13 protein-coding genes and 1 tRNA gene are annotated in these 17,666 nt (G+C 62.2%); 7 read left to right on the forward strand and 7 right to left on the reverse strand.

The window, feature by feature from the left end; translation table 11 throughout:
- Position 1: 1 nt before the first annotated feature.
- The 6 genes from AC1RTP_RS02215 to AC1RTP_RS02240 all read right to left on the reverse strand — a co-directional run bounded on the left by AC1RTP_RS02215 (position 2) and on the right by AC1RTP_RS02240 (position 6,996).
- Positions 2-940, reverse strand: coding sequence for a hypothetical protein (locus AC1RTP_RS02215; protein ID WP_498604383.1), 939 nt, complete (start codon positions 938-940; stop codon positions 2-4).
- A gap of 16 nt (positions 941-956) precedes the next feature.
- On the reverse strand, positions 957-1,661 hold the full coding sequence (locus AC1RTP_RS02220; protein ID WP_498604384.1) for an outer membrane lipoprotein-sorting protein: 705 nt from the start codon (positions 1,659-1,661) through the stop codon (positions 957-959).
- Positions 1,654-2,901: an ABC transporter permease gene (locus AC1RTP_RS02225; protein ID WP_498604385.1), complete on the reverse strand. Its 1,248-nt coding sequence runs from the start codon at positions 2,899-2,901 to the stop codon at positions 1,654-1,656. The genes AC1RTP_RS02220 and AC1RTP_RS02225 overlap by 8 nt, the downstream gene beginning before the upstream one ends.
- Positions 2,891-3,589 (reverse strand): ABC transporter ATP-binding protein, encoded by a 699-nt coding sequence (locus tag AC1RTP_RS02230; protein WP_498604386.1) that lies wholly within the window; start codon positions 3,587-3,589, stop codon positions 2,891-2,893. The genes AC1RTP_RS02225 and AC1RTP_RS02230 overlap by 11 nt, the downstream gene beginning before the upstream one ends.
- Complete coding sequence (locus AC1RTP_RS02235) at positions 3,586-4,230, reverse strand: hypothetical protein (RefSeq protein WP_498604387.1); 645 nt, start codon at positions 4,228-4,230, stop codon at positions 3,586-3,588. The genes AC1RTP_RS02230 and AC1RTP_RS02235 overlap by 4 nt, the downstream gene beginning before the upstream one ends.
- 102 nt (positions 4,231-4,332) lie before the next feature.
- A complete protein-coding gene (locus AC1RTP_RS02240; protein ID WP_498604388.1) occupies positions 4,333-6,996 on the reverse strand; it encodes a S8 family serine peptidase in 2,664 nt (887 codons plus the stop codon).
- 120 nt (positions 6,997-7,116) lie between these two features.
- On the opposite strand from AC1RTP_RS02240, the gene AC1RTP_RS02245 reads away from it, so the two are divergent.
- The 4 genes from AC1RTP_RS02245 (at position 7,117) to AC1RTP_RS02260 (ending at position 11,159) form a co-directional block, all read left to right on the forward strand.
- Positions 7,117-7,536, forward strand: coding sequence for a cupin domain-containing protein (locus tag AC1RTP_RS02245; RefSeq protein ID WP_498604389.1), 420 nt, complete (start codon positions 7,117-7,119; stop codon positions 7,534-7,536).
- A 107-nt stretch (positions 7,537-7,643) separates the two neighbouring features.
- A complete protein-coding gene (locus AC1RTP_RS02250; RefSeq protein ID WP_498604390.1) occupies positions 7,644-9,827 on the forward strand; it encodes a TonB-dependent receptor in 2,184 nt (727 codons plus the stop codon).
- A 127-nt stretch (positions 9,828-9,954) separates the two neighbouring features.
- Positions 9,955-11,025 carry a DUF4034 domain-containing protein gene (locus tag AC1RTP_RS02255; RefSeq protein ID WP_498604391.1) on the forward strand — a complete coding sequence of 357 codons (1,071 nt, stop codon included), beginning with the start codon at positions 9,955-9,957 and terminating at the stop codon, positions 11,023-11,025.
- Positions 11,026-11,083: 58 nt separating this feature from the next.
- Positions 11,084-11,159, forward strand: a tRNA-Asn gene (locus tag AC1RTP_RS02260).
- Positions 11,160-11,214: 55 nt separating this feature from the next.
- Here the strand turns inward: AC1RTP_RS02260 and AC1RTP_RS02265 are convergent.
- Positions 11,215-11,547 (reverse strand): DUF2322 family protein, encoded by a 333-nt coding sequence (locus tag AC1RTP_RS02265; protein ID WP_498604392.1) that lies wholly within the window; start codon positions 11,545-11,547, stop codon positions 11,215-11,217.
- A gap of 71 nt (positions 11,548-11,618) precedes the next feature.
- On the opposite strand from AC1RTP_RS02265, the gene AC1RTP_RS02270 reads away from it, so the two are divergent.
- The 3 genes from AC1RTP_RS02270 to AC1RTP_RS02280 are packed head-to-tail and all read left to right on the forward strand — an operon-like array spanning position 11,619 to position 17,659.
- Entirely contained in the window at positions 11,619-12,491 is an 873-nt protein-coding gene (locus AC1RTP_RS02270) for a hypothetical protein (protein ID WP_498604393.1), read from the forward strand.
- Between the two features lie 51 nt (positions 12,492-12,542).
- Positions 12,543-14,432 carry a DUF6351 family protein gene (locus AC1RTP_RS02275; RefSeq protein ID WP_498604395.1) on the forward strand — a complete coding sequence of 630 codons (1,890 nt, stop codon included), beginning with the start codon at positions 12,543-12,545 and terminating at the stop codon, positions 14,430-14,432.
- Positions 14,429-17,659, forward strand: a complete 3,231-nt coding sequence (locus AC1RTP_RS02280; protein WP_498604396.1) for a DUF748 domain-containing protein — start codon at positions 14,429-14,431, stop codon at positions 17,657-17,659. Before AC1RTP_RS02275 ends, AC1RTP_RS02280 begins: the two co-directional genes overlap by 4 nt.
- Positions 17,660-17,666: the final 7 nt, after the last annotated feature.

The following is a 17,666-nucleotide window of genomic DNA, read 5'->3' on the forward strand; positions in this document are numbered from 1 at the left end:
TTCAAAAGCCGCGCTGGATGCTGGCCAGGGCTTGGTTCCGGGCGTAGCGGGCGGCCGTTCCTTCAAAGCGCCGATAGCTGGCGGAGAGCACCCAGGGTCCGGTTTTCCAGCCGGCGGAAACGGTGCTGGTGCGGCTGCCTTCCAGGTGGCCGCTGCGGGGCTGCCACAGCATGTCGGCGGAAATTTCCACGTCATCGAAGTATTGCGAGGCGCGCAGGAAGCGGTTGTGCCGCTGGCCCGGCATAGCGCTGCGGTCGGTCCAGGCTTCACCCATTAACGAGAACTTGCTTTCCGTGGTCCAGGTGAAGCCTGCCAGTGCTTTGCCGCCGTGGACGGGGCGCTGCTGCCAGAGTATTGACGCGTGCAGTTCGATGCCGTCGCTGGCTACTTGCGAGAACGAGGCGCCGGCTTCGATGCCGTTGCGGCGCGAGAAGCGCAGCACGGTGTATTCGTCGCGCGCGCCGCGCTGGCGGTATTGGCGGATGGCGATGGCCTCGTCGTCGCGTTGCGCGCTGGGGCTACTTGCCTGGCCGCGGGCTGGGTTGGCCCAGACGATTGTTGTGGCGCTGTCGGCGGTGAAGTGTTCCCAGGCGAGCATGGGGATGCCTTCGAGCGCCAGGGGATTCAGGGCGCGGCGGTCTTCGCGCTGCACGACGTCGAGCGGGCGGAAGGCATAGCCTACATCCCAGCTCATGACCTTTTTTCCTGCGGTGAAGAAGCCGCCAGCCACTGCACCGTCATATGTGAGTTCATTCAGGCGCAGGCGAGCGTGGTGGCCATCGACGCGAGTTGCAGTCAGCACGCTGCGCAATGGGCCGTCATGCCAGCGCAGCTCGCCGGCTTGCAGGGACTGGGTACCGAATTGCGCGCGGACGTTGGCAATCAGGTCGTCGGCCAGCGCCGCGCCCGGCGCCGCCGCTGCCGACAGTGCGAGCATCATAGCGGCGGTGAGCCTCTTATGGTGCGGCATCGGAGCGGCCCAGGTACATCGGGTTGAACAGCTCGTCGCCGAACTGGCGCGGCTTGCTGGCGGTGATCGTGACGACGGTTTCGCGGCCGGTGGCGATTTCGTCCACCAGCACCATGCGGTCCTGGCTATAGCGCGCTTGCTTGAGCCGTTTGTTGGAGGTGGCGTACAGGTCGGCATGCACGGGCCGGTAATCGGCTTTGGCGACATGCAGCACAACGCGCTGGTAGCTCAGGGTCTTGCGCGTGGCGGCCAGTTCCAGCTCGAGGCAGTGCACGCCGTCGATATCGACTTCGCGCGCCACGCTGCCGTGGTAGTCGCCGGACCAGGTCATGGTGGCGATATCGCCGGTGGAGGCATCGCCCAGCAGTTTTTGCAAAGGCGTGATGCGGATCGGGCGTGCGCTGCCCGGCAGCTGCAGCCAGAAGTCGTCGCCGGACATCAGCACTTTCTGTCCCGCTTCGCCGGGGGAACGGAACAGGATCAGCGACTTGCCGCCAGCGCGCACCAGGACCTGGTAGCGCTTCTCCTTATCCTGCTTGCCGTCCTTGAAGGTTTGCACCAGGGTGTCCACCTGGGCGGATGCATTGGGCAGGCGATGCAAATCGGCTTTGCGCAAGATGGCGTCGACTTCCTGGGCTGCGGCGCTGCGGCATGCCACCGCGAGTGCGGCGGCGATCAGAGTTTTAAACATGGGAGAGTGCCTCCACAACGGATTGATTGGCTGCCTTGCGACTGACGAACAGCGAGGCCAGGGCGGCGAGAAGGGTAACGGCGAGAGCAGCGCAGGCGTACATGGCTGGCGAGACGGCCACCACGAGCGGATAGCCGCTGGTGCGCCCCGGTGGAGGCGGCATCTGGATGCCGAACACCAGCAGGGCCATTGCCACGCCGCCTGCCAGGACCATGCCAAGCAGCGCACCGCCGCCACCGAGCACGAAGCCTTCGAGCGTGAACAGGCGCGTGACTTCGCCGGGCGTGGTGCCCATGGCGCGCAGCGTGCCGATTTCGCGGGTGCGTTCGAGGACGGCCATCGACAGGGTATTGCTGATGGCGAACAGCACGATCACCAGCACGATCAGGCCGAGGAAGCCGAAGATGCGGTCGTACAGGCCTTTCACGCTTTGGTAGAAGAGAGCCTGGTCGAGCCAGGTGCGCACTTCCAGCTTGCTTGCGTACTTGGTTTTCCAGCCCGCGGCTACGGCCTCGCTGTGTTCCAGTTCATCCAGGTAGACGCTCAGGTAGCTGACTTTGTCGGACACCAGCAACTGCTGCGCGGTCGTGAGTTCAACCATGGCAAGGCGCTTGTCGATGTCGGCGATGCCGCTGCTGACGATGCCGGTCACCGTGACGTCGATCGCGTTCAGGCTGCCAGTCGTGGTGGTGGACATCAGCGTGAGCGAGCTGCCAGGGTGGACGTTCAGGATGTGCGCAAGACCTTCGCCAAGGACGATGCCAAGGCCGGAAGGCACGGCGCTTGCTGCGGGGCCCTCGGCGTCCAGCAATGTGCCTTCTTCGACCTTCATGAAAGGGCCCTTGACCAGGAACTCCTGGCGCGCATCGACTCCGGTGCCGAGGAAGATTTCGCTTTTGTCGCCATTGCTGATCAGGCCGGAGAACTGCAGCCGCGGCAGCACCCGCGTGACGCGCGGGTCGGCCAGCAATTCCCGTGTCAGCGCATCGCGGCCGGCCAGGCCGTGTTCCAGGGGCATATTGTCGTTGCCGTCGAACTGGCCCAGCGCGGCCAGCACCAGATGGCCGGTGTCGCGCGCACTGGCCTGGGCCAGCGACTCATAGGTGTGCAAGGCGAAGCCGCCGCCCAGCAAGGCGGCGGCGGTGCCCGTGGCGGCAATGGCCAGCGTGACCAGTGAGCGCCGGCGGTTGCGCATGGTGTTGCGGCAGGCCAGCGACAGCCATTTCAAATCAATGCGCATGGGAGGCTCCTTTTAATACGCCGTCGTCAAGCATCAGCGCGCGGTCGCAATGCGGCAGCATGCGGTCGTCGTGGGTGGCGACCAGGAAGGTGGTGCCGTCGTTGTGGGCCAGGGCGCGCATCAGGCTGATGATTTGCGAGGCGGTATGCGCGTCCAGGTTGGCGGTGGGTTCGTCGGCGATGACGAGGCGAGGGCGCTTGACGATGGCGCGTGCAATGGCGACGCGCTGGCGCTGGCCGCCGGAGAGCTGGTCCGGCTTGTGGTCGCCCAGTCCCGCCAGCCCGACGCGCTGCAGCGCTTCCTGCACCCGCTGGCGGCGCTCGGCGGCGCCTATGCCGAGCAGGTAGAGCGGGTAGTCGATATTGTCGTGAGCCGTCATCACCGGCACCAGGTTGAAGCCCTGGAATACGAAGCCGATGGCCTGGCGGCGCAACTGCGTGCGGCGCGCTTCGTCCTTGGCGGGCAGTGGTTCGCCGTCGAACAGCAGTTCGCCGCCGTCGGCCTGGTCCAGCAGGCCGCACAGGTTGAGCAGGGTGCTCTTTCCGCTGCCGGAAGGGCCAGTGACGGCGGCGATTTCGCCGCGCGCCAGGGCCAGGTCTACCGATTGCAAGGCGTGGATCTTGTTGCTGCCCAGCGTGTAGGACTTGCTGGCGCCGTGCAGCGACAGCAGTGGTTCGCCGGCGTTCATTGGCCCAACTCCTTCAGGCGGGCGGCGGCCTTGGCGACGTGCGGAGTGTTGGCCTGGGTGGCGACGACTTGCTGCAGGTAGCCGATTTCGTCGGCGTTGCGTTTTTCTTCGCCGGCTACGCGGGCTGCTGCCGAGAATACGCTGGCGCGCAGCGGGGCCGGCGCCTGGGCCAGCACCGGCGAATCCACTGCCGCTTGCAGTGCGCGCTTGCCGTCGGCGCGGCGGTGCATGAATTCGGGGAGGGCGAGCAGGGTGTTGGAGGCGACCATGCGGGTGAGGATGCTGGCCGGGGCGCCATCGACCATCAGGCTGTCATGCTCGGGCGCCAGCAGGGTGACGGCCTTCTGCACCATGTCCGCCCCTTTTTCGGCGTACTTCATTTTCTCCCAGGGCATCATGGCGTCACGGCCGCGCATGGCGATGCCTGCGCCCTGGTAGGCCAGGTAGACGGGGTTGCCGGGCTGGCTGGCGCTGAGTTTTTCGAAAGCTTCGATGGCAGCGTCGCGGGCCGAGGCATCGCCACCGGAGGCGGCCTGGAATTGCTGGCGGGCGGTGGTGAAGGCTGCGTTGTCGACGGCTGGTGCAGCCAGTGCGCTGCCGAATGCGATGGCGATGGCCAGGGTGAGGATGGTTTGTTTCATGGTGTGCTCCGTAGTCGTTGTTGATGCTGCAAGACTACGGAGCAGGCGCCCCAGGCGCCACCGCGGTGCGACGAAACCGGGCTGGGGCGGCGCGAAACCGCGTTAGGCGACGTGGTAGACCATGGAGGCGCCGCCCACCGGTATGCCCTGTGCATCCAGCTGGGCCACGTTGATGGGGTACTGGGCGCCAGCTTCGGCGCCGGCCGGGATCTCCGTCTGCAGGGCCAGCGGGTACATCATGGCCGCCTCTTTTTCCATGGTGACTCTGACCACCGGCTGCCGGATTTCGACATAGCGTTTGCCGTCACGCAGCACCACATCACCCCCATCCACAGTGACATTGCCCAGGGTGCGCGTCGGAATGCAGTCGAAGTGCGAGCCCTTGCCCAGCGTCAGGATGCCGCAGCAGCAGCCGAAGCGGGTCATGACCTTGGTGTCTTGCAAGAAGACCAGGCCGCAATCCTTCTTCATATCGCTCTCGCCTTGGGTAGGCGTGGGCATCGGGTCGACCTGGTTGGCGAAATCGATGGCGGGGAAGGCGGCGCCGTCTTCGTCCAGCGACAGGGTGAGCGGCATGGCGCTTGGCAGGTGGCTGCGGTCAATCACCAGGGTCATGCGCGTTTCGCGGTTGAAGCGGCTGGCCAAAACGAAGGGGAAGGTGGCGTGGGCGCCTCCCAGTACGTCGATGACCGACAGGTTGCGCTGGGCGAGGTTGTTGAGGCGTGCGCTGATTGGATTGCCTGTCAACGGCGCATTGGCGAAGGCATAGTCGTTGTCCGACTTGACGACCGCCAGCAGGCAGGGGTGCCACGGATGGCTGGTCTCCCAGCCGTACAGGGTTTCGACCTGGCTCGCCTCGATGCGGAATTTGGCCATCACGGTGCCGCCGGCGGGCACGTTGGCAAAACTGGTGGTGATGGCGGTCGGGCTCACGTGCATGGCGTCGACATGCGTCCAGTCGGGCGGGTAGACGAACTGCAGGCCGACGAAGGGCGTGATGCGCGTGCTCACAGTGACATTGCGGGCTGTGCGTGCGCCTTTGTTGGTGACGCGCACGTAGATGTAGTTGGCCTGGCCGCGCTCCACGTTCTTCGATTTGAGCGGGTCGCTGGGCACGAAGACGTTGTCGTCGTTGATGCGCACCACAATGTCGGAGAAGTCCCAGAAGTTCCCGCCGGTGAAGGGCTCGGCGCCGCTGTCTGCCGGGGCGTCCTTGATCATCACGTCCGCCTCGTCCAGCGCGCGGTAGACGTTGATGCGGCCATAGCCCATCTCCTGGTTCCAGCTGCCGTTGGCTTTGCCGGCGGTTTCGGCGTAGGCCACCGCGCCGACTTTCTGCGCGGTGCGTTCGATGTGGGCGCGTACCTGCACATTGTCCAGGGCCGGGTAGACGCTGCGGATCAGGGCTGCCAGGCCGGCGACGTGCGGAGTGGCGGAGGAGGTGCCGTTGAATACCAGGTCGTAGTCGCCTGCGTTGTAGCCGCCGGCGCCATGGATGTCGGTGGTGGGAATGTGCACGCCGGGCGAGACCACCGAGATCTGCGGGCCGAAATTGGAGCCCCAGGGTTCGCCGTCCGGGCTCATTGGCGTTTTGCGATTATCGATTTCGTCCGAGGCGCCAACTGCGATCACGAGCGGATTGGTGGCGGGGTAGGTGATGGGGCCGTTGTAGTTGTGCGTGGCCACGCACATCACCAGGTCGTTGTTGAAGGCGGCCTGGATCGCCGGGTCGATGATGGCGTGGCTCCAGCCGTTAAAGCCGAAGCTCATGCTGATGATGCTGGCGCCGTGGGCGGAGGCGTAGTTGATGCCGTTCGCCACTTCGACATCGGTCCAGGATTCGAAGGCTACCGGCAGGATGCGCGCGTCGCCCGCCACGCCGGTTACGCCGGTTCCGTTGTTGTAGGTCGCAGCCACGATGCCGGCGCAAGCGGTGCCATGGTTTCCGGTGGGTGAGCCGTCGCCGCTCATGGTGCCGAGGTTGATGCCGGGGGCGGAAAAACGCAGGTCGGGGTGTGCCAGGTCGCAGCCTTCATCGAGCACGCAGATCACGGTGGTGGCGGTGCCGGTAGTGATGTCCCAGCCCGTGGTGCCCGGACCGCCAGCCTGGATGCGTGTCATGTCCCACTGCTGCGGGAATAGTGTGTCGTTGGGCGAGACCGAGGTAGGCGTGAGCAGCGGCATAGTCTCGAACTGGAAATCGGCGATAGGGCTATTCGTCATCCGGCCCAGGCGCTCGCGCAGCTGGAAGGCGTTGATTTCCTTGACGTCGCCGATCTGGAGGTAGTGGTGGCCGTTCAGGTAGCGCGATTTTTCGGCGATTTCCTGGATCGCCGGTTCGGCTGCGCCTTTTGTACCCAGGCCTTCCGGCAGCTTGAAGCCTGCGTCGCGCTGGCGCAGTTTAATCAGGGCGACGTGGGGCAGGGGCGCCATCAGCGCGCGCCGTCCGCGCTGGCCGGCCTGGCTGTACACGGGGCCAATCCAGTCAAGGCCAAGCTGGGCGCCGGCTTCTTCGATTTTCGCCAGCCGACCATCATCGAGCGGGCGGCGCGATTGCACGAAGTAGCGGGTCTTGGTGTGGTTGACCCTTTCACCGGGCACCATGCCTTCATCGGTTTCATCTTCCAGGAACAGGTCCACGCTGTGCAGGAACTGCTCGACGGCGCTGCGTTCTTTCGGCTGCTTGAGGGAAATCAGAAGGCGGGTGTTGTCGAGCGCCAGCGTGGCGCCCGAGGCGTGGCTCAATTCTTGCGGAAAGTTTTTCATGATGTCTCCTAGCGGGTTCGGGAATCCCCTTTGCAGCGGGGATCAAGCCAGTCTAGGAGGCCTATTTGATCGGGCCTTGACCTGCATCTATCATGTGGCATTTACTAACCGGAGACATCCATGAAAACTTTTGCCAGTGTCGTAGCCGCCTTCGCCATCTTTGCCGCTCAGCCTGCTTTCGCGCTGGACCAATCCGCTGCAGTCAAAGTCAATAAGCTGATGCAGACAACTTCCAGCTGGAATGGCGCGGCGCTGTCCTATCCGGGTGGGCAGGCGGAAATCACCGCCCTGATGATTGAAATCGCGCCCGGCGGGGAAACTGGCTGGCACTTGCATCCGGTGGCATCGTTCGGCTACATCCTGGAAGGTGAACTGGATGTGAACCTGAAGGACGGTTCGGTCAAGCACCTGGTTGCGGGCCAGGCACTGGCGGAGGTGGTGAACACGCTGCATAACGGCCGCAATGTGGGCAAGGGTCCGGTCAAGCTTGTGGTGTTCTATGCCGGCGCTAGCGGTAGCACACTGACGGTCAAGGAATAGTGTCGCAAACGTATAGTGGGTATATAATGCGCGCTATTTTTGCGGCAGCAGACCGCAGCCTGTGGGGAGAATAGGGGACCTAAAACAATCCACCCACAAGGAAAACCATGTTGAAGTTGTCCAAAATGCACTTGGCAGTGACCCTCGCCACTGTGCAGATGACCGCCCTGGCTCAGGAAGCAGCCCAGGCTCCAGCCGGCCAGCTGGAAGTTGTTACCGTTACCGCACAGCGCCGCGCTGAAAATATCCGCGAAGTGCCGGTATCCGTTTCGATGATTAACAATGAGAAGCTGGACATCCTGCTGTCCGCTGGCCAGGACATCCGCGTCCTGGCGGGCAAGACTCCGTCGCTGAACATTGAATCGTCGACCGGCCGTGTATTCCCGCGCTTCTACATCCGCGGCTACGGCAACACCGACTTCACCGTGTTCGCTTCGCAGCCTGTCTCGCTGATTTACGACGACGTGGTGCAAGAGAACCCAATCCTCAAGGGTTACCCGATGTACGACCTGGCCAACGTGGAAGTGCTGCGTGGCCCGCAAGGCACCCTGTTCGGCCGCAACACCCCGGCCGGCGTGGTCAAGTTCGAATCGGCCAAGCCTAGCCTGCGCGGCGTGGAAGGCTTCTACAACGTTTCCTACGCTTCCCACAACACCGTGAACCTGGAAGCAGCCGCCAACGTGCCGCTGTCGAAAGAGTGGGCCCTGCGCGCATCGACCCTGCGCCAGCACCGCGACGATTACGTCGACAACAGCTTCACCGGCCAGAAAGACGCGCTGGAAGGCTATAACGAGCACGCAGAACGCGTGCAGGTGCTGTACCAGCCAAGCGGTACTTTCAACGCCCTGTTCAATGTGCACCAGCGCACGACCACCGGCAGCTCGCGCCTGTTCCGCGCCAACATCATCAAGAAGGGCACGAACGACTTCGTCGACGGCTTTGATTCTGAGAAGATCGCCATCAACGGCCAGGAAGGCCAGCAGCTGAAAACCCGCGGCGCCAATATGCGTTTGAGCTGGGACCTGGGCGCGCACAAGCTGTACTCGATCACCGGTTACGAGACCGTGGCCAAGTACACCTCGCGCGGCGACATCGACGGCGGCAATCCAGGCGACGCACCAGCCGTGCCGTTCCAGGTTGAAACCGAATCCTTCGTACCTGGCATCAAGCAGTACTCGCAAGAGTTCCGCGTTGAGTCCAAATACGCTGGTCCAATGAACTGGCAAGCAGGCGTGTACTACTTCGACGAGAAGGCAGAAGCCGGCCAGGACAACTTCAACGTTGCCGGCGCCCGTACCTCGCGCGTGACCTCGCAGCAGAAGAACGAAGCCGTGGCGCTGTTCGGTTCCGTGAACTACGCTGTGAACGAAGCCTTCACCGTACGCGGCGGCCTGCGCTACACCAAGGACAAGAAGGACTTCGCGACCCTTGAAGCGACCAACGCCGTGCTGGTTGGCCCGCAGTCGGTATCCGAGTCGAAGGACAAGGTTAATTGGGACCTGAGCGGCACCTACAAGCTGGACAAGGACGTCAGTGTCTACGCCCGCTACGCCACCGGCTTCCGCGCACCTTCGATCGCTGCTGCATCGAGCTCCGTGCCGATCACCATCGCTGACGCTGAAACCGTCACCTCCTTCGAAGCCGGCGTGAAAGCCGACCTGTGGAACCGCCGCGCACGCGCTGCCCTGAGCGTGTATGACTACGACGTGAAGAACCAGCAGCTGACCGTCGTTGGCGGCAACTCCAACGTCACCAAGCTGATTAACGCTGCCAAGACCAAGGGCCGCGGTATCGAAGCCGAAATCGAAGGCTTCGTGACCAACGACTTCAAGGTCGGCTCCAGCGTTTCGTACAACTTCACCGAGATCCGCGATCCTTCGCTGTCCATGAACGTTTGCCGCACCTGCACCGTGACCAGCCCGGTCAACGCAGCCGGCCGCGCCCTCATCGACGGCAACCCGCTGCCACAGGCGCCGAAGTGGATCGTCAACCTGAACGCCCGCTACAACTACCCGCTGGCCGAAGGCAACCTGTTCGTGGTGACCGACTGGTCGTACCGCTCGAAAGTGAACTTCTTCCTGTATGAATCGGTTGAATTCACCGGCAAGGCAATGACCGAAGGCGGCCTGCGCGTGGGCTACAACTGGGAAGGCGGCAAGTACGAAGTCGCAGCCTTCGCACGCAATATCACCGACCAGCGTCGCATCACCGGCGGCATCGACTTCAACAACCTGACCGGCTTCGTCAACGAGCCACGTCAGTTTGGCGTGCAGTTCAAGGGTTCGTTCTAAACCTTGTTCAGATAGCATTTCCAAGCGGCCTTCGGGCCGCTTTTTTATTGCTCCGTGACAATTTAATATATTTCCATGTGGAATTATTCAGCATAATGCGGGGACTCGTTTTTCCAGGAGATGTCTGATGAATGTACTCGCCCGCCTGTTGTCGATTACCGTGTTGGGCGCCGCCAGCTTCGCCAGCAGCGCAGCCCCCTTGGAGCAACGCTCGGCGTTGCCCGATATGCCAAGCGGCTTGCCCTGCCAGGATGGCGTGGTGACCAAAAGCTGTTCGATGAGCCGCATCATCTCCCAGCGCGGGATTGCGTTGCAGAGAATGCTGCAGGATGGGAGTTATGAGGAGCTTGATAGAATCCTGCAAGACTTGTGCACAGGCGGTACAAAGCTGCCGGATGGTCAGCCTGAGTTAATGGTGTTCCAGTCTGCGTTCATCACGCTCTTTGATGCGTGGAAGGCTTGGCCGCGCTACGGGGCCGTCATGCAATCCTGGCGCGAGAAGGCGCCCGATTCGGCGGCGCAGGCGCTTGTAGAGACGATGTACTGGCGGCGATTCGCCTGGTATGGGCGCGGTGGCGGCTATGCCAGCACCGTGCCTCCCGAAGCGTGGGAGCTGTTCCGCGAACGCCTTGCCAAGGCTGCTGTCCGCCTAGAGGAAAGCAAGGCGGCGGCGGGGAATTGTCCGCTATGGCACAGCATGAAACTTGAAGTCCTGATCGATAGCGGCGCGCCGCGCGCCACGCTTGATGCCGCCTATGCTGCAGCGGTCAAGGCATTCCCCGGATCGCAGCAGGTCCATTTTGCGATGACGCGTTCCGTGCAGCCGCTGTGGGGCGGGCAACCGGGTGAGCTTGAACGCTTTGCGCGCCGGGTTGCCAACCTGCCGCAGCAGGACGAGGGACGTGCCATGTACGCACGGCTGTTCTGGTTCGCAGACTGCGATTGCCAGCAGGGCATTGGCTTCGGCCGCCCGGGCGATCCCGACTGGAAATTGATGAAGGCCGGCTTCGAGGATTTGCTGCAGCGGTATCCTGACCAGGTCCACAACCGTAACCGTTTTGCATCCTATGCCTGCCGCGCCAATGACCGCGCGACATACGCCAAGCTGCGGCAGGAATTGGGCGACAACGTCATCGATGAGCAGTGGCCGGATTCCTGGAAAGTGGATGTCTGCGACCGCCGCATGGCGAAAAAGTAAAAAAGAATTTGCGGGGACTATGCAAACTGCAAATGGGTCGATATAATGCGGCCTCTTTTCCCTGATAGCTCAGTCGGTAGAGCGACGGACTGTTAATCCGCAGGTCCCTGGTTCGAGTCCAGGTCGGGGAGCCAGAATAAAGAAAAGCCCAACCTTCGCAGGTTGGGCTTTTTGCATTCGGGGCCAAGATTAGTTTTGGGTGACCACGCGTAGGGCTTGTTCAGTTGAAGTGATGCCGAACAGGCGGTCGATGTTGGGATGCTTGCCCGGGTTGGCGATGGCGTCCTGGGTGTGTTCGGCGTAGATTTTCTGGCCGAGGGCCGCGGCTTCCGGGGTGATCGCGCCGAAGGTTTGCGCCAGCCAGTGGTAGACACGCAGGGAGCCGGCCTGGCCTGGCTTGTTTTCGATCCGGGCGGCCTGGTTGCCTGCCTGGTCGACCAGGTCAATTGCGGCGATGGTGTCCACAGCCGGGAGCTGGGACAGGTTGTCTGCGAACTTTTCTGTGAAGTTTGGTAATTGCATGGGTGCCTCTTGAAAAACATCTATTATGCAAGGTCTTAAGGCATCGCGTACTTTCCTGCTAGGATTGCGGGATGATTTTTCGCCTGCTAGTCCTGATCTTGCTGGCGGCGGGGCCGGCGGCTGCGAAACCGTCAAAACTGCCGCAGCAGATCGTTTATCCACGCCCAGAGTCCGAGCATGACAGCCGGTACCTGTATGACTGGGAAGTGCTGCGCACAGCCCTGGAAAAGACGCGGGCCAGGTTTGGCCCATACGAGCTGCTTCCGTCACGCCAGTACATGTCGCCGGCGCGGGTAACGGCAGAAGCCACCGGACCGGGTGCCATCAATCTGTTTGTCCGCGCCACTTCGGTACAACTGGAGCAGCAGTTCCGGCCAATTCGCATCCCGGTCGACCGCGGCCTGATTGGATACCGGCTTTTTCTGGTACGTAAAGACGACTTGTCGCAATTCGCCAAGGTCCGCACGCTCGACCAGCTGCGACGTTTCAGGATGGGCCAGGGGCAGGGCTGGGTCGATGTCGACATCCTGCAGTCCGCTGGTTTCAAAGTAGTGCAGGGGAATAATTACGATGGCCTGTTTTCCATGCTGGCAGTGAAGCGCTTCGATGCGTTTTCGCGCTCGGTGGATGAGGCTTTGCGCGAATACGATGAGCGGCACGAGCAGGCCGGCTTCGATGTGGAGCCGGATATCGCCTTGTATTATCCGTTGGCGCGCTATTTCTTCACGCGCCGCGATGCGGAAGGTGAGGCGCTGGCGCAACGGCTGGAGGCGGGGCTGGAAATCATGATTCACGATGGATCGCTGCAGGCTCTGTTCATGACCTACAAAGGGCCTCTGATCAAGCGGTCCGGCCTGGCGCACCGCCGTCTTTTCCGTATCCCGAATCCCAGCCTGCCGCCGCAAACGCCGCTGGGGCGCAGCGATTTGTGGTATCGGCCATAAATCGACTTGCCCTCGGCGTTCAGCTACACTGGGAGGCAAGGAGGAGGCGCCATGAGAGCTTGGATACTGGCCGTTCCAGCGGCTACCACCCTGGCAGGATGCAGCACCCCGGAGCAGCAACATCACCAGCAGCAGCCCTTCATCTGCCGCACGGTGGAATCGGGCCTCGGCCAGCCCCTGGTCGATAACGACAAGGGCATAGGCCACCCGGTGCGCGACGATGCCGGCAAGATCGTCGGCTATATCAGCCAGTGCGCCATCAAGCCGCGCATTGAACGTTTCTATAACACCGGTGCGGGCTATAAGCCTTACCCGCGGGAGGCGGTGTCCGGCGCGATGTCGACCATACGGGTGGAGGCCGGCACCATCAATCGATTCATTTACACCATCGCCATGCCGGAGAGCGTGCCCTGGAATCATAAGCTGATTTACTGGATGCGCGGCGGCGTCGGCATCGGCCACCAGCAAGGGCAGGCCATGTGGTTCAACGATGCGCTGAATGGCTCCGAGAAGCAGCTGATGCCCAAGCTGCTGGCGCAGGGCTACGCCATCGCCAACTCGTCGGGCAACGAGAGCGGGGTTCACTACAATATGCGGCTGGCCGAGGAAACGGCGGCGCAGGTCAAGGCTTACTTCGCGGAGCATTACGGCAAGCCGCTTTATACGATAGGTATTGGCGGCTCGGGCGGGGCGGTGCAACAGTATATGTTTGCGCAAAACCATCCGGGTTTGTTCGATGCCGGCATCCCGGTGCAATCTTATCCGGACATGGTGACGCAGGCTATACCGATTTCCGATTGCCCTTTGCTGGGACAGTACTTCCTCGACGAGGTGGCGCGCGACCCGAAATCGCCATGGGCGACGTGGAGCCGCCAGTCGCTGGTGCAGGGCATGAATGCCAGCGACACGGCAAAAAATCCCTTTACCGGCAAGCCTGGTTCGACGGAATGCATCAACGGCTGGCGCTTTGCCATGCCGACGGTGGTCAATCCGCATTACCGCAGCCCGAATTTCGACAAGGCGATTGCTTACTATGGCTACGCGCCGGAAGCCTTCGCGAAAGTGAAATGGACGCACTGGAACGACCTGGAAGAGTTCTACGGCACCGATGCTGAGGGTTTCGCGCCTATCCCTATCGATAATGTGGGCGTACAGTACGGGCTCACCGCGTTGGCGGCCGGAAAGATCGATGCCGATGAATTCCTGCGCCTGAACGCATGCGCCGGCAGCTGGAAGGAGCAGCGAGACTTCGTGCAATACAAGCAGGATAGCGATCCATTTGATTCCGCCAATATGCATCGCAGCGCCACGTGCCGCGATCCTGGTGGAATGCCGGCGCCGCGGCGCGAAGGCGACCAGCGTTCGATTCGCGCGGCCTGGAGCTCGGGGCATGTCTTCACCGGCAAGCAGCTTGGCATCCCGATGATCGACTTGCGCCCTTATCGCGAAGCGGACCTGGATATGCACGATGCGCGCCAGGCTTTCTCGGTGCGCGCGCGCCTATTAGCGGCCAATCCGGGCGAGGCGAAGCAGCAGGTGATCTGGTTCGCCAAGCCGGAAACCGATTTGCCAGGGCAGGTGATGCAGGCGGTAGCGGTGTTGGACCAGTACCTTGCGATCGGCCGCGCGCCGGCAGGATTTACCGACCGCTGCGTGGACGGAGCGGGCGCAGTGATTGGCTCCGGTCCAGGTGCGTGGGGCGGTGTCCTTGATGGCGGCACACCCGGCGCCTGCACCCTGGCTTTCCCGATCCACAGCAGCCCGCGCATGGTGGCGGGTGAATCGATCCGTGGCGACACCTTTAAATGCGAACTGAAACCGCTGGCGACGGCCCTCGCCGACGGCACGTACGGGCCTGCTGTCCGCTTTAGCGAGGCACAAAAAACCTGGCTTGCACGAATCTTCCCGCAGGGCGTGTGCGATTACAATACTGCATTATGAAAATCCCACCACTGAAATACCTTATACCCGGCACTGTGGCCGGGTTGCTGCTTGCCTATACGGGCATTGGCTTTCTCGCTGTGCCGGCAATCGTAAAGTCGCAAGCGGCCAAGCAGGCATCGGAAAAACTGCATCGCCAGTTGAGCATTGAAGATGTTTCGTTCAACCCGTTTACGCTGGCTGCTTCGGTGCAGGGATTGAAAGTGATGGAGCCGGATGGCGGCGCCGTCTTTGCCAGCTTTGACCGCCTGGGTCTTGACCTGTCCTGGCAATCGGTCACGCGCCTGGCACCGGTGGTGCAGGAAGTCCGCCTGGCCAAGCCATATGTGCACCTGGTGCGCAACGCGGACAACCGCTACAACATCGACGACATCCTGCAACTGATCGCGAGCCAGCCGCCTTCACCGGAGCCTTCCCGCTTTTCTGTCAATAACATCCAGCTGGAGCAGGGCAGCCTGTCCTTCGAGGATAAGCCTGCGGGCGTGACGCACAAGGTGCAGGAGCTGAAGCTGGGCCTTCCGTTCGTATCTTCGCTGCCTGCGGACGTGACGATTTTTGTGGAGCCGCTGTTCAGCGCCAATATCAACGGTGCACCGCTGTCGCTGAAGGGCAAAGCGCGTCCGTTCGCGGAACCGAAGGACTATGCGCTGGACCTGGAGCTGGACAAGGTGGACCTGACCACCTACCTGGGCTACCTGCCGTTCAAGCCGGGCTTCAAGCTGCCGTCGGCGCACCTGGACACCAAGCTGAAACTGACCGTGGTGCAGCCGAAGGACAAACCGGCATCGCTGGTGCTGGGCGGCGAGGCTAGCTTGTCGGGCGTTCAGCTGCAACAGCTGGATGGGACGCAAGTTGCGAAGCTGGACGCACTCAAAGTCAAACTGGGCAAGCTGGATCTGCTGGCGCAGCGCTTTGAAATCGCACAAGTGGGTATTGATGGACTGGACCTGGATATCAAGCGCGGCAAGGATGGCAAGCTGAATCTGGCGCAGCTGGCGCCTGCCGCGGCGCCGGAAGCTTCGCCTGCGGCCCCTGCGGCGGCGGCTCCGGCCGGAACCGGCCCAGTGGTCCTGCTGAAAGAATTGACCATCAACGGCGCGGCACTGCACTATGCCGACGATACGCCGCAAGGCAACTTGCGTGCGGAACTGGCGAAGTTCGGCCTGACAGTGCAGGACATTGCGTTCGACAGCTCCAAGCACATGCTGGATATCGCGTCCGTTACTTCCAGCAGCGCAGACATCGATGTCCACCAGGGCAAGCTGGCTTCTGCGTCGGCACCGGCAAAGGCGCAGGCCAAATCGTCCGACGAAGAGCCGATGCAAATCAAGGTCGGCAAGCTGGATATCAGCGACTGGTCGGCCAAGTTGCGCGAGGACTTCCACACCGAACCGACCATCTTCAAGTTGTCGCCGCTGGCGCTGACTGTGGAGGGCTATTCCAACACGCCTGGCGCAAGCGCGGAAGTGGCGCTGAAGACAGCCATCAACAAGGGCGAGCTGGAGATTAAGGGCCAATTGGCGCCGTCGCCGTTGAAGGCCGACCTGGCGCTGGATCTGAGGAACTTCGACCTGCTGCCGCTGCAGCCTTACGTCACCGACTATGTGAACTTGCGCCTGTTGCAGGCAGCCGTTACCAGCAAGGCGCGCCTGAAACTCGATACGGGCAAGGACGGCTCGGTTGCCGGTGGCTTCAAAGGCGACGTTAGCGTGAACCGCCTGTCGACCGTCGATAAAACCAGTTCAAACGATTTCCTGAGCTGGAAGTCGCTGGCCTTCGGCGGCATGGACGTCAACTTCAAACCGTTCACACTGAATATCGACCGCGTGGCGCTGGACGATTTCTTCGCCCGCGTGATTATCGACCCGAACGGCCGACTGAACGTGCAGGACGTTATGCGCAAGGAAGGCGAAGAGGGCAAGAGCCTGACCGAAGCCGGTGCGCGTGCGCAAGCGGTCAAGGATGCCAAGGCCAAAGCGAAAGAAGTTGCACAGGCTGCGCCGCCAGTCGAATCGCCCGAGGCCGCCGCACCGGCGAAACCAGCGAAACCGTCGGAACCGCTGCCGCCCATCCGCATCGGCAAATTGCTGCTGTCGGGCGGTAAGGTACGTTTCACCGATAACTTCATCAAGCCTAACTACACCGCCAACCTGAAAGACCTGGGCGGTACCGTGAGCGGCTTGTCGTCCGACCCTGCGCACAACGCCAAGGTGGATCTGCGCGGGAACGTCAGCGGCGCGCCGCTGCTGATCGCCGGCCAGGTGCATCCACTGAAGCAGGAACTGTCGCTCGACTTGCGCGCTGAAGTGCGCGGCATGGAACTGTCGCAGCTTTCCGCCTACGCTGACAAGTACGTCGGCTACGGTATCGAGAAGGGCAAGATGACCTTCGAGGTGGCTTACCAGCTGGAGAATCGTGCATTGAAGGCTGAGAACCGACTGGTGCTCGACCAACTCACCTTCGGCAAGGAGAGCACCAATCCCGAAGCAACCAAGCTGCCGGTGAACCTGGCGGTTGCTTTGCTCAGCGACCGCAATGGCGTGATCGACATCAACGTTCCGATTGGCGGCTCGCTGGACGATCCGCAGTTCTCGCTGGGCGGCATCATCCTAAAGGTGATTGGCAACGCCATCATGAAGACCGTCACCTCGCCATTTGCGCTGATCAGTTCCATGTTCGGTGGCGGTGAAGAATTGTCGAACCTGGAATTTGACCAGGGCCGTGCGGCGCTGCTGCCGGCATCGGAAGCAAAATTGAAGTCGCTGTCCAAGGCGATGACCGAGCGCCCAGGCCTGAAACTGGATATCACCGGCCGCTTCGACGATAGCGCGGAACTGGAAGCCATGAAGCGCGCGGCGCTTGACCGTAAGCTGCGACAGCTCAAAACGCGCGACTTGCAGGCCAAAGGCGCGGCCCTGCCGGAAGGCGGCGTGGTGGTTAGCAAGGAAGAATACGCAGGCCTGCTGGCGCGTGCCTACAAGGACGAGACGTTCACCAAGCCGCGCAATGCGCTGGGCTTCACCAAGTCGCTGCCGACCGAGGAAATGGAGAAGCTGATGCTGGCGAATATCAAGTTCGAGCAGGATGATTTCATCGCGCTGGGCAACCGCCGCGCGCAAGCTGCAAAAGATTGGTTGACAGGACAGGGGCAGGTGCCACCGGAGCGTGTGTTCCTGATCGCGCCGAAGTCCGGCGCAGCGGGCCGCGTCGATTTTTCGCTGCACTAGGAGCCGC

Source organism: Pseudoduganella sp. GW821-FHT11H04 (assembly GCF_058807935.1).

Coding starts and splice junctions, on each gene's coding strand:
- AC1RTP_RS02215 (WP_498604383.1), bottom strand. CDS start 940: ATGATGCTCGCACTGTCGGCAGCGGCGGCGCCGGGCGCGGCGCTGGCC.
- AC1RTP_RS02220 (WP_498604384.1), bottom strand. CDS start 1,661: ATGTTTAAAACTCTGATCGCCGCCGCACTCGCGGTGGCATGCCGCAGC.
- AC1RTP_RS02225 (WP_498604385.1), bottom strand. CDS start 2,901: ATGCGCATTGATTTGAAATGGCTGTCGCTGGCCTGCCGCAACACCATG.
- AC1RTP_RS02230 (WP_498604386.1), bottom strand. CDS start 3,589: ATGAACGCCGGCGAACCACTGCTGTCGCTGCACGGCGCCAGCAAGTCC.
- AC1RTP_RS02235 (WP_498604387.1), bottom strand. CDS start 4,230: ATGAAACAAACCATCCTCACCCTGGCCATCGCCATCGCATTCGGCAGC.
- AC1RTP_RS02240 (WP_498604388.1), bottom strand. CDS start 6,996: ATGAAAAACTTTCCGCAAGAATTGAGCCACGCCTCGGGCGCCACGCTG.
- AC1RTP_RS02245 (WP_498604389.1), top strand. CDS start 7,117: ATGAAAACTTTTGCCAGTGTCGTAGCCGCCTTCGCCATCTTTGCCGCT.
- AC1RTP_RS02250 (WP_498604390.1), top strand. CDS start 7,644: ATGTTGAAGTTGTCCAAAATGCACTTGGCAGTGACCCTCGCCACTGTG.
- AC1RTP_RS02255 (WP_498604391.1), top strand. CDS start 9,955: ATGAATGTACTCGCCCGCCTGTTGTCGATTACCGTGTTGGGCGCCGCC.
- AC1RTP_RS02265 (WP_498604392.1), bottom strand. CDS start 11,547: ATGCAATTACCAAACTTCACAGAAAAGTTCGCAGACAACCTGTCCCAG.
- AC1RTP_RS02270 (WP_498604393.1), top strand. CDS start 11,619: ATGATTTTTCGCCTGCTAGTCCTGATCTTGCTGGCGGCGGGGCCGGCG.
- AC1RTP_RS02275 (WP_498604395.1), top strand. CDS start 12,543: ATGAGAGCTTGGATACTGGCCGTTCCAGCGGCTACCACCCTGGCAGGA.
- AC1RTP_RS02280 (WP_498604396.1), top strand. CDS start 14,429: ATGAAAATCCCACCACTGAAATACCTTATACCCGGCACTGTGGCCGGG.